Source organism: Kitasatospora purpeofusca (assembly GCF_034043715.1).
Taxonomy (GTDB): domain Bacteria; phylum Actinomycetota; class Actinomycetes; order Streptomycetales; family Streptomycetaceae; genus Kitasatospora; species Kitasatospora purpeofusca_A.
Genome location: NZ_JAXCLC010000043.1, coordinates 30331 through 42198, shown reverse-complemented (window position 1 = coordinate 42198; position 11868 = coordinate 30331). Strand labels below are relative to the sequence as shown.

The window sequence follows — 11868 nt, the reverse complement described above, 5'->3', positions numbered from 1 at the left end:
GAGATGGGTTCGGCAGCGCCGGGCGGGCCGACGGAAGGGCCGACAGAGGGGCTGGCGGAAGGGCTGACGGACGCGCTCGCCGGGCTGCTCCGGCCGGCGGACGGCGGGCCGCTGCCGCAGGACCTCGCGGACGTCCTGTGGATCGCCGGGCTGGCCGGACTGCTGGACCCGCCGCCGTCCCCGCCGACGGCCTCCGTGCCGCGACCGTCCGCGGAACCACGGCCCGCCCGGGCCCGGCCGTCGACCGTCGTGCCGCGGCAGTCTCCGCCGCCCCGACCCGCCGGGCGGGCCCCGGCCGACCCGGCACCCGCCGTCGCCGCACCGCCGACGTCACCGCCCGCGCCGGGCGCCGACCGGCCCGGACCGCACGCCGCGCTGCACCCTCGCTCCGACACCCCCGAGACCGACGAGCCCGACGAGCCCGGCGGCACGGACCGGTCCGGCGGCCACGTCGTCCAGGTCACCCAGCCCGCCGCGTTGGACGGCGGCCTGGCCCTCGCCCGGGCCCTGCGCCCGCTGCGCCGCGCGGTCGACGCCCCCGGCCGGGCCACCCTCGACGAGGAGGCGACCGCCGAGGCCACCGCCGAGACCGGCATCCTGCTCCCGGTCTGGCGGCCCGCCCAGCAGCCGCGCTTCTCGGTCGACCTGCTGGTGGACACCGGCGCCACGATGGCCGTCTGGCACCGGCTGGCCGGTGAGCTGAGCACCCTGCTGGAGCGGCACGGCGCCTTCGCCGACGTGCGGTGCTGGGCGCTCGACACCGACCGGCCGGTCCCCACCCTCGCGCCGTTCCACCGGCGCCGCCCGGGCGCGCCCGCCGCCGCCAGGGCCGACTGGTCCCGGCCGCTCAACGACCCGACCGACCGGCGGATCGTGCTCGTCCTCACCGACGGTGTCGGCCCGGCCTGGTACGGGAAGGCGCTGCCGAAGTTCCTCGCCGGCGTGGCCGCCGCCCGGCCCGCGGCGGCGCTCCAGGTGCTGCCCCGGCGGCTCTGGCACCGGACGGCACTGCGCACCGCCCTCGTGGCCGCACGCGCCTCCGTCGCGGGCCGACCCGTCCCGGCCTTCCGCTCGGACGCCGCCCTGCCCGGCGTCCCGCCCGGCAGCCGGGGCGCCGAACTCCGGGCGGACATCCGCTGGCTGCCGGTGCTGGAGGTCGACGCCGACTGGGTCACCCCGTGGGCCGACCTGACCGCCGGCCGCACCTCCGGGTGGACGCCGATGCTCGCCGCACCGATCGCCGGCGTGCCGCGCCCGCAGCGCCCGACCGGCCCCGCCAACGACCCGGCCACGCCCGCCGAACGCGTCGCCCGGTTCCGGGCGGGCAGCTCGCCCGCCGCCTACCGGCTGGCCTGCCACCTGGCGGCGGCACCGCTCAGCCTGCCGGTGATGCGGCTGGTCCAGCGGGCCACCGTACCGGAGTCCGGGCAGACCGATCTCGCCGAGCTGTTCCTCTCCGGGCTGATCGCACCCCGGGGCGCAACGGCCGCCGACCCGGACGAGCAGGTCTACGACTTCCGGGACGGCGTGCGGGAGGAACTGCTCGCCGAACTGACCCGCACCGAGGCCGTCCAGGTGCTGAAGCACGTGCTCACCAAGGTGTCCGGCCGGGTCGCGGCGACCTTCGGCGGCACCCGCGACTTCCGCGCCGTCGCCAGGCTCGTCGGTGCGGTCGACGACGGCGAGGCGGCCGGCGGTGGGGAGGCCGGCAGTGGGGAGGCCGGCGGTGAGGTGCGGCTGTCGGCGCGGAGCCTGCCGTTCGCCGAGGTCGCGGTGACGGTCCTCGCGAGCGCGGGCGGCCAGCACGCCGCGCTGGCCGCGCGGCTGGCCGAGGCGGTGACGCGGACGGCGCTGGGCCGGCCGGCCGAGCCGGAGCCCGGGCCGGTGCCGCCACTGCTCCGGCCCGATCGGCTGAGCCCGGTCCGGCCGGTGCTGAGCCCGCCGGAGCCGCCGAGGATGATCGGACGGAAACGCGAACTCGCCGCCCTGGCCGCCGCCTTCGCCCCCGACCGGGAGGCGTCCGGATCGCCCGGGCAACCTGCCGTGGCGATCGTCGTCGGGGACGTCGGCATGGGGCGCCGTCGATTGGTCCAGGAGTACGTCGCGGCGTACGGCGGGCGCCACAGCTTCACCCACTGGATCGACGCGCACTCGGCCGCCTCCCTGGAACGCGGGCTCGGCCGGCTCTGGTCCGCCCTGTCCTCCATCGACGAGCCCTACGACGCGTCCTCCTCGGCCATCCTGTGGGAGCGGCTGGCACGGCACCGGGACTGGCTCGTCGTTGTCGACAGCTTCCCCCGGGACGGTTGGCCCGCAGACCCCGGGTACTGGTTCTCCATCGAACCCCACGGACGGGGTTGCGTACTCGTCACGACCGACGGCCCCGGACCCTGGCCACCGGGCGCCACGATCGTCGAACTCGGACGCCTCGACACCGCCGAGGTGCTGGACGAGCTGGTGGCGCGGCTGGGCCCCGCGTACGACCCCTACGACTCCGGCCGGGCCACGGCCCTGCGACGGTTGGCGCAGCGCCTGCCGCACATGCCGGACATCCTCGCCGAGACGGACCTCGACGCGGAACTTGCGCGGGCCCTGGCCGACGCGGCCGCCCCGCCGACGCCGACGCCGACGCCGCCGAGCCGGACGAGCAGCAACCGGGTCGTCGTCCATGCCACGGTCCAGGGCCTGCCGGTGACGCTGCGCCTGCCGATCCCGGGCTCCGCGGCTCGGTCCGGGATCCCCGCGCCGTCCCCCGCGTTCACCGGCCGCAGCGAGGCCCTCGCCGCGCTGCTGTCGTTCCTGACACCCGTCGAACCCGGGCAGCCCCCGACCCGCACGGCGGTGGTCACCGGTCCCCCCGGTGCGGGGAAGTCCGAACTGGTCCTCCGGGCCGCCGCCACGGCGCTGGAGCGTGGCTGGTACCCCGGTGGAGCGCTCTACCTCGACCTGCGCGAGCAAGCGAACAGCTCCGCACTGTCACTGGCCGCCCTGCTGCACGCCCTGGGTGTTCCGGGCGAGATCGTGCCGCCGGACCCCCGTGACCGGTTCGCCCTCCTTCAGACTGTTCTCGCCCGACTCGGCGCGGTGGCCGGACCGCTCCTACTGGTGCTCGACAATGCGCCACCGCCCGTCGACCTCGCGCCCTACCTCCCGCCCGACGGTCCGGTCACCGTCCTGGTCACCTCCCGCCATTCGCTGCCGATCGACGCCGTCCGGCTCGAACTGCAGGCGATGACCCCTGAGGATTCCGTCCAGCTCCTCCAGAACGGGGTACAGGCATCCCTGCTCGGTGACGAGCGCGTCTCGGGCCCGCCCGGTCCCTGGCGGGCGCTGGCCGAGCTGTGCGACGGCCTGCCACTGGCGCTGAGGATCTGCGCCGACCGCCTGGCCGATCAGCCGGCCCTCCCCGTGGCCGCCCTGGTCCGGGAGCTGAGTGACCCCCGCTACCGGCTCGACGGACTCAGTCACCGCGAGCGGAGCCTGCGGGTCGCCTTCACCGAGTCGTACCTGGATCTGTCGAGCAGCGAGAGCCGCTTGTTCCGCCTGCTCTCGGTGTACCCGTACTACGAGCTGTCCACCGACGTCGCCGCAGGGGTGGCGAACCTCGACATCCTGGTGGCGGAGCAGCTCATGGCAGCGCTGGCCCGGGCCCACCTGGTGGAGCCGGGCCCGACCCGGGACCACTGGCGGTTCCCCCCGCTGCTCCGGCTCTACTCCCTCAGCCAGGGCGAGGCCAACGCCGATGTCGACGACCGGGCGACCGCGCTCGACCGGCTGCTGGAGCACTACCGGTTGGAGACGAATGCCGCCGCGTCCGGGGACCGCCGGGACAGCATCCGCTTCCGCCGTCCCGAGCAGGCCCGGGCCTGGCTGGAGGCGGAGCGGCCGATCCTGGTCGCGCTGGCCGAGTACGGGGCCGAGCACGGTCGCACCGACACCGCCTTCGCGTTCACCTGTTCCCTGCTGCGGGTCCTCCTCAGCGGCCGGCGGTTCGGCGAGCTGACCGCCATCGCCGAGAGCATGCGGGCGATCGACCACCGCCGGGGCGGCAACACGGTTGCCGAGTGGTTCCTGCGCGCCCTCGTCCAGGCCCTGGACGAGTCCCGGATCCGGCCCGTGGACCGGCCCGCCGAAGATCGAGCAGCGCTCGATCGGCTGTTCCGGGTCTTGTCCGGGGAGGAGGAGGCCCGGACCAACCAGCTCTACCTGGCCGTTCAGCTCCCGGACGCCGACGAGGCGTCGATCCTCGTCCTGGAGCGGATCCTCGGCGAGGTCCAGCGCGCCTCGACCATCGAGAGCGGCCTCTCCCGGCCGTCGCCCGGGTTCGGGGCCGAGCTGCTGCTCACGTTCTTCGAACCGGGCGATCCCCTGGCCACGGCCGGGCGCGCCTTCCTCGACCTCTGGGACCGGATCAAACGGCTCGACGCCGCCGACCGGCCGCGAACCCCGATCGCCGTGTCCATCATGCACGGCGACCACCCCGAACACCTGCCCGGAGCCGAACAGTTGAGGCTCGTGATCACCAGGGACCGCAACGACCGCAACCGGCTCGTCACGGCCGTCGCCGTCTCCGGGCCGGTGTTCGACATGCTCACCGAGCAGTTCGGCACGGACATCACCATGCGCTTCGACCTGCTGCTGGTCGGGGGTGCGGAGCCACCGGCCGAGGAGGCCACCTACCTGTACAGCGGGGATCCCCAGCTCCTGGGCCTGATCCTCTCCCATCCGACGGCGGGGCGGATCATCGAGTCGTGAGCCCGCCCGCCCCACCGCTGGGCGGTGGGGCGGGCGGGGGTTCCGGAGCGGGTCGGGCTCGGGTCGGGCTCGGGTCCGGCTCGGGTCAGGCTCGGGTCAGGCTCGGGTCAGGCGAGGCAGGCGGAGTCGGGCAGCGCCTCCAGGTACTTCCGGTCCAGCAGGGTCTTGACGTTGTAGGAGTCGGTCCCGAACTCGGCGGGCTTCAACTTCTCGTTCAGGTACTGCTGGACGCCCTTGCCGGGCTGGGCGAAGCCGGAGGCGATGCCGCCCTGTTCGACCTTGAAGGGCGTCCGCACGCCGTAGCAGAAGTAACTGTCGACCTCCTGGTTCTCCTCGATCACCGGGTTGAGGCTGTCCGGCGGGAGCGCGCGCTCGGGGAAGGACGTGCCCGGCTTGGAGAGGTAGCGGCCGTAGTAGAGCCCGAAGCGGTCGAGCTTGGTGCCGGCGGGGATCTCGACGGTGGTCCGGTCGATGGTGCCGTTGACGTCGCGGAAGCCGTCCTCGGCCGGGTACTTCCAGTCGAGGCCGTCGCGGTACCAGGACAGGAACTGCTGCGGCGTCAGGCCGCCGAAGCGGTCGTAGTTCTTCAGCAGCTTCGCGACCCCGGCGGGCAGGGTCCTGGGGCCGAGCTCCTTGAAACCGCAGTAGAACTTCTTCTTGTCCTCGGCGGTCGGGCGGTACTGCTCACGGGGGCAGTCGGTCGGGTCTGCCTGAACGTCGCCGGCCCGGGACGTGGTGGCGGCGGCGCTCTGGGTGGCGGCGGCGCCGGTCACCAGCAGGGCGGCCGCCAGGGACAGGGCGGCGAGATGGCGGGAACGCATGGGGGCGGGTCCTCCGGTGGGTGGCAGGAGTCCGGGCCGGGCGCGCAGGGGGGCACCCGGTGGCACGGAAGGAATTGATCGGCAACGGACCGATCGGCACCGGAAGCTACACGCCGCCACGGCATTGATTCGTGGGCGAAACGCCCACCCCGGCACCATTCACCCGATCGGCGGGAGTCCGGTGCGACCGGCACCAATTCGAGGGGCGGGAAGGGCCTTTGGCCCGAGCCGGGTCGATGCCGGCCCGCCGGCCACCCGAACGGCGCACGGAACGGCGCACGGAGTGGTTCATAAATAGTTCACGAGAAGAAATATCTACTTCCTCATCGTTGTTGTCCCCGGAGTGCGCGGGAAGGCCCCGCCACCAGGCGAGGACAGGAGCGACCCGTGCGCGTCGAGATCTGGAGCGACATCAACTGCCCGTGGTGCTACATCGGCAAGGCGCGGTTCGAGCGGGCGCTGGAGCGCTTCCCGCACCGGGAGGCCGTGCAGGTCGTCCACCGGTCGTTCGAGCTCGACCCCCGGGCGCCGCAGGAGGCCCGGCCGGTGGTGCCGCTGATCGCCGCCAAGTACGGGATCGGGCTGGAGCAGGCCGAGGCGGCGGAGCAGCGGATCGCCGACAACGCCGAGGCGGAGGGGCTGGCGTACCTGCGCTCGGGGCGTGATGCCGCGAACTCCTTCGACATGCACCGGCTGCTCCACTTCGCCGCCGAGCACGGGCGGCAGACGGAGCTGCTGGACGCCCTCTACCGGGCCAACTTCGCCGAGGAGCGGTCCGCGTTCGCGCCCGGGCGGCTGGCCGAGCTGGCAGTCGGGGCCGGTCTGGAAGGGGCGGAGGCGGCCCGGGTGCTGGCCGATCCGGACGCCTACGCGGAGGCGGTGCGGGAGGACGAGGCGACGGCGAGTGCGATGGGTGCCACCGGGGTGCCGTTCTTCGTGCTCGACCGGCGGCTCGGGGTCTCGGGCGCGCAGCCGACCGACACCTTCACCGCCGCCCTGGAGCAGGCGTGGGACAGTCGGACGGTCGTGCCGCTCGTCGCCGTCGGCGGAGACAGCGGCAGAGACAGCAGCGCGGACAGCGGCGCGGACCCCGGCACGGACAGCGGCGCGAACCCCGGCGAGGTCTGCGGGCCGGACGGGTGCGCGGTGCCGCGGCACTGACGGCGGCGGATGCGGGATGCTGGCCGTATGAGTACCGCGGTAGTGGTGGGCGGTGGCCCGAACGGGCTCGCCGCCGCCGTCCGGCTGGCCCGGGCGGGCGTGCGGGTGACCGTGCTGGAGGCCGCCGGGGAGATCGGCGGCGGGGCCCGCAGCGGGGAGGCGATCGTGCCCGGGCTGCTGCACGACCACTGCTCCGCCATCCATCCGATGACCATCGGCTCGCCCTTCCTGCGCGGCCTCGGCCTGGAGCGCTTCGGGCTGGAGTTCCGGCTGCCGGAGATCGACTGCGCGCACCCGCTCGCGGACGGCACGGCCGGCGTCCTGCACCGCTCGGTCGCGGCGACGGCCGCCGGGCTCGGGGGCGCCGACGGCCGGCGCTGGCGGCAGCTGTTCGAGGGGCCGGTCGCGGGGTACGACCGGCTCGCCGAGGACCTCATGGGCCCGCTGCTGCGGGTCCCCCGCCACCCGCTGCGGCTCGCCCGCTTCGGCGCGCCCGCCCTGCTCCCGGCCACCGCCGTCGCCCGGGCCTTCGCCGGGGAGCGGGCCCGGGCGCTGTTCGGCGGGGCCGCCGCCCACGCCTTCCGACCGCTGGACCGACCGCTCAGCGCCGCCGTGGGCCTCGGGCTGCTGGCCGCCGGACACCGTCACGGCTGGGCCGTCGCCGTCGGCGGCTCGGGGGCGATCACCCGGGCGCTGGCGGCGCTGCTCACCGAACTGGGCGGGGTGGTCGAGACCGGCGTCCCGGTCCGCTCGGCGGACCGGCTGCCGCCCGCCGACCTCGTCCTGTACGACCTCGCGCCCGGGGCCGTGGCCGCTCTCCTCGGCGACCGGCTGCCGTCCCGGACCGCCCGCGCCTACCGCCGGTTCCGGCACGGGCCGGGGGCGTTCAAGGTGGACTTCGCGGTGGCGGGCGGGGTGCCGTGGACGGCCGAGCCGGCCCGCCGCGCCGGGACCGTCCACCTCGGCGGCAGCTTCGCCGAGCTGGCCGCCGCCGAGCGGGCGGTCACGGCCGGACGGATGCCGGAGCGGCCGTTCGTGCTGGTCGGCCAGCAGTACCTGGCCGACCCCGGCCGCTCGGCGGGCGACGTCCACCCGCTGTGGACGTACGCCCATGTGCCGCACGGCTGGACCGGGGACGCCACCGAGGCGGTGATCGCCCGGATCGAGAGCTTCGCACCCGGCTTCCGTGAGCGCGTCCTCGGCCTGGCGGTCCGCCGCCCGGCCGACTTCGCCGCCGACAACCCCAACTTCGTCGGCGGCGACATCATGACCGGCGCCAAGGACGTCCGCCAGCTGGTCCTCGGCCCCCGCGCCACCCTCCACCCCTACGCCACCGGGCTGCCCGGCCACTACCTCTGCTCCGCCGCGACCCCGCCCGGGCCCGGCGTCCACGGCATGTGCGGGGCCAACGCCGCGGAGGCGGCCCTGCGGTGGCTGCGCGGGCGTCCTTCGGGTGGGCGGGGGCGTAGCGCGGGGCGCGGCTGACGGCGGGAGCGGGGGCGTGGCGCGGCGCGCGGCTGACGGTGGGGGCGGGGCGCGGCGCGCGGCTGACGGCGGGGACGGCCCGCGACCCGGCCCCGGGCCCCGAACCCCGGGCACTCCGGCCGATCAGGCCGGGGGCCCGGCCACCCGGGAGAACGAGCGGCGGTAGACCCGGGGCGGGACGCCGCGGCGGCGGACGAAGCGCTCCCGCAGGACCGCCGCGCCGCTGTAGCCGACCCGGCGGGCGATCTCCTCCACCGGCAGGTCGGTGGTCTCCAGGAGTTCCTCGGCGGCGGTCAGCCGCAGCTCACCGAGCCAGGCATGCGGGGTGGTCCCGGTGGCGGCGGTGAAGCGGCGCAGGAAGGAGCGCTTGCTCATCACGGCGCGCCGGGCCAGTTCGGCGACCGGCAGCGGCCGGTGGAGGTTGGCGCGGGCCCAGCCGAGCAGTTCGGCCAGCCGCTCGTCCTCGCCGTCCTCGGGCACCGGTGCGGCGAGGTACTGGGCCTGGCCGCCGTCGCGGTGGGAGGGCAGCACCATGTCCCGGGCGATGTGGTTGGCGACGGCGGCTCCGTGTTCGCGCCGGATCAGGTGCAGGCACAGGTCGAAGCCCGCCGCGGCGCCGGCGCCGGTGCTGATCCGGCCGTCGTCCAGGTAGAGCGCCTCGGGTTCGACGGTGACCTCCGGGTGGCTGCGGGCCAGCAGTCCGGCGAAGCGCCAGTGGGTGGTGGCGCGGCGGCCGTCGAGCAGGCCGGCGGCGGCGAGCGCGAAGGTGCCGACGCAGTGGGCGGCGACCAGGGCGCCGCGGTCGTGGGCGGCCGCCAGGGCGTCCAGGACGGCGGGCGGCGGCGGAGTGCGGAAACCGGCGCCGGGGAGGGCGAGCACGAGATCGGCGGCGGCGAGCCGGTCCAGGCCGTGCGCGATCGCCAGCGGCACGCCGAGGTCGGTGTCGACGCCGCCGGGGCGGTCGGCGCAGAGGGCGAAGTCGAAGCCCGGGTGTTCCGCCCCGTGCGGGCCGAAGACCTCGGCGACGATGCCGACGGCGAGCATGCCGGCGCCGGGCGGGACATAGGCGGCGACGGTGGTGAAGGGGGCCATTCGCGGAGTCTGGCACAGCGGGCGGCGGGTGGCGGCGGACGGGTTGGCACCTTTCCTGCGATCCTCGGCATCTGTGCCACTCGTCGGGGGCCCGGGCGTTCGACAGGATCGACCCATGACGAACTCACCGCTCGCAGACGCCCCGCTGACCGACGCTCCGCTCGCAACCGCTCCGGCTCCGACCGCACCGGTCGCAACCGCACCGGCTCCGACCGCACCGCCGGCCGACGCGCCGCTCGGCCGCAGCGCCGCCTTCCAGGTCCTGACCACCGGCTACGTGGGCTCCACCGGCCCCGGGGTCGCCGCCACCGTCTCCTACGTCACGGACGCGGGACGGCACGTGATCTTCGACCCGGGCATGGTGGCCGGGCAGGACGACATCCTCGGCCCGCTGGCCGCGCTGGGGCTCGGCCCCGAGGACATCACCGATGTGGTGCTCAGCCACCACCACCCCGACAACACCATGAACGTGGGCCTCTTCGGCCGCGCCCGGGTGCACGACCACGGGGTCGAGTACCGGGGCCACGAGTGGACGAACCGGGACGCCGAGGGGTACGAGCTGACCCCGTCCCTGCGGCTGATCCGCACGCCCGGGCACAGCGCCGAGGACATCACACTGCTGGCCGGGACGGCGGAGGGCGTGGTGGCGTTCGCCGGCGACCTGTGGTGGCACGCGGCCGGACCGGCGGAGGACCCGGTGGCTCCGGACCGCGAGCTCCTGCGCGCCTCCCGGCTCCGGGTGCTGGCCGCCGCGGACCTCATCGTGCCCGGTCACGGCGCTCCGTTCCGCGGCGACGAATCGACCCCGCGCTAGCGCGGGGTGCTCGACCGCGCCGGGCGGCGGACGGGGGCTGGGCCGAATGTATGTATCGCTCTCTTGACTGGCGTCACCGAAGCGCGATACTTGCCTCACTCCCGCTCACCCGATGAGGTGGCCCACCCATGGAGCTCTCGCCCTCCGCGCACGTGGACACGTTCTGTAGAGACAACCTGCCACCCTTCGAGGAGTGGCCAGAATTCCTGTTCGACCTACCGGAGTTGGCCTATCCGGACCGACTGAACTGCGCACACGAGCTGCTCGATGCGACGATCGAGCGGTTCGGCCCGGACCGGCGCTGCCTGGTCACGCCGGACGACGTGTGGACGTACGGCGAACTGCGCGGGCACGCCGACGCGGTGGCCCGGCTGCTGACCGGTCCGCTGGGCCTGGTGCCCGGCAACAGGGTCCTCTTACGGGGGCCCAACGCGCCCTGGTTAGTGGCCTGTTGGCTCGGCGTCCTGAAGGCCGGCGGGGTGGTGGTGACCACCATGCCGCTGCTGCGGGCGGCCGAGCTGACCGCGCTGCACGAGGTCGCGGCGCCCGTCCTGGCACTCTGCGACCACCGCTTCCTCTCCGAGCTGGAGCGGGCCACGACACCCGGGCTGACCGTGCTGCCGTACGGCGGGAGCGGGCCCGAGGACCTCACCGCGCGCTGCGCCGCGACCGCCGGACCGTTCGCCGCCGTGCCGACCGCCGCCGACGACGTCGCGCTGATCGCCTTCACCTCCGGCACCACCGGACGCCCCAAGGCCACCCTGCACTTCCACCGCGACGTGCTCGCCAACGCCGACACCTTCTCCCGCCATCTGCTGCGGCCCACCGCCGACGACCTGTTCGCCGGCACCCCGCCGCTCGCCTTCACCTTCGGGCTCGGCGGCCTGGTGGTCTTCCCGCTGCGGGCCGGCGCGGCCACCCTGCTGCTGGAGCAGGCCACACCCGAGCAGCTCGCCGAGCACGTCCACCGGCACGGGGTCGACGTGCTGTTCACCGCGCCGACGGCCTACCGGGCGATCCTCGCCGCCGGGCTGGCCGACCGGCTCGCCGGGGTGCGCCGGTGCGTCTCGGCCGGCGAGCACCTGCCGGCCGCCGTCTGGGAGGCGTTCCGCGAGGCCACCGGGCAGCGGCTGATCGACGGGATCGGGGCGACCGAGCTGCTGCACGTGTTCATCTCCGCCGCCGACGGGGACATCCGCCCCGGCTCCACCGGCCGGCCGGTCCCCGGCTACCGGGCGGCGGTCCTGGACGAGTCGGGCCGGCCGGTGCCGGACGGACAGCCCGGGCGGCTCGCCGTCAAAGGCCCCACCGGCTGCCGCTATCTGCGCGACGACCGCCAGCACGAGTACGTGCGCGACGGCTGGAACCTCACCGGGGACACCTATGTGCGCGACCCGGACGGGTACTTCTGGTACCGGGCGCGCAATGACGACATGATCGTCTCCTCCGGCTACAACATCGCCGGGCCCGAGGTGGAGCAGGTGCTCGCCGACCACCCCGACGTCGCCGACTGCGCGGTGGTCGGGGCGCCCGACGAGCGGCGCGGCACCGTGGTCAAGGCCTATGTGGTGCTGCGCGCGGGCGTCGCCGCCGGGCCGGACACCGTCCGGGCGCTCCAGGAGCACGTCAAACGGGCCATCGCGCCCTACAAGTACCCGCGCGCGGTCGAGTTCGTCGATGCGCTGCCCCGCACCGCGACCGGGAAGCTGGCCCGGGCCGAGCTGCGCCGCCGGGCCGCGC

The 11868-nt window shown here is 75.4% G+C and carries 6 protein-coding genes and 1 pseudogene; 5 read left to right on the top strand and 2 right to left on the bottom strand.

Annotated elements, in window-relative coordinates:
- The first annotated feature begins 3 nt into the window (after positions 1-3).
- A complete protein-coding gene (locus tag SM793_RS22140; protein ID WP_320439989.1) occupies positions 4-4755 on the top strand; it encodes an ATP-binding protein in 4752 nt (1583 codons plus the stop codon).
- Between the two features lie 107 nt (positions 4756-4862).
- Here SM793_RS22140 and SM793_RS22135 read toward each other — a convergent pair whose 3' ends face one another.
- The gene (locus SM793_RS22135; RefSeq protein WP_320439988.1) at positions 4863-5576 is read right to left on the bottom strand and encodes a TNT domain-containing protein; all 714 of its coding nucleotides are present in this window, start codon (positions 5574-5576) and stop codon (positions 4863-4865) included.
- A gap of 387 nt (positions 5577-5963) precedes the next feature.
- Here SM793_RS22135 and SM793_RS22130 point away from each other — a divergent pair, with 387 nt between their 5' ends.
- Complete coding sequence (locus SM793_RS22130) at positions 5964-6737, top strand: DsbA family oxidoreductase (RefSeq protein WP_320439987.1); 774 nt, start codon at positions 5964-5966, stop codon at positions 6735-6737.
- A 27-nt stretch (positions 6738-6764) separates the two neighbouring features.
- Entirely contained in the window at positions 6765-8222 is a 1458-nt protein-coding gene (locus tag SM793_RS22125; RefSeq protein WP_320439986.1) for an NAD(P)/FAD-dependent oxidoreductase, read from the top strand.
- Between the two features lie 123 nt (positions 8223-8345).
- On the opposite strand, the gene SM793_RS22120 is transcribed toward SM793_RS22125, so the two are convergent.
- Positions 8346-9314 (bottom strand): GlxA family transcriptional regulator, encoded by a 969-nt coding sequence (locus tag SM793_RS22120; RefSeq protein ID WP_320439985.1) that lies wholly within the window; start codon positions 9312-9314, stop codon positions 8346-8348.
- Between the two features lie 115 nt (positions 9315-9429).
- On the opposite strand from SM793_RS22120, the gene SM793_RS22115 reads away from it, so the two are divergent.
- Positions 9430-10128, top strand: a complete 699-nt coding sequence (locus tag SM793_RS22115; protein ID WP_320439984.1) for an MBL fold metallo-hydrolase — start codon at positions 9430-9432, stop codon at positions 10126-10128.
- Positions 10129-10256: 128 nt separating this feature from the next.
- A pseudogene (locus SM793_RS22110) lies at positions 10257-11867 on the top strand (AMP-binding protein); the annotation flags it as partial.
- Position 11868 lies beyond the last annotated feature (1 nt).

Coding starts and splice junctions, on each gene's coding strand:
- SM793_RS22140 (WP_320439989.1), top strand. CDS start 4: ATGGGTTCGGCAGCGCCGGGCGGGCCGACGGAAGGGCCGACAGAGGGG.
- SM793_RS22135 (WP_320439988.1), bottom strand. CDS start 5,576: ATGCGTTCCCGCCATCTCGCCGCCCTGTCCCTGGCGGCCGCCCTGCTG.
- SM793_RS22125 (WP_320439986.1), top strand. CDS start 6,765: ATGAGTACCGCGGTAGTGGTGGGCGGTGGCCCGAACGGGCTCGCCGCC.
- SM793_RS22120 (WP_320439985.1), bottom strand. CDS start 9,314: ATGGCCCCCTTCACCACCGTCGCCGCCTATGTCCCGCCCGGCGCCGGC.
- SM793_RS22115 (WP_320439984.1), top strand. CDS start 9,430: ATGACGAACTCACCGCTCGCAGACGCCCCGCTGACCGACGCTCCGCTC.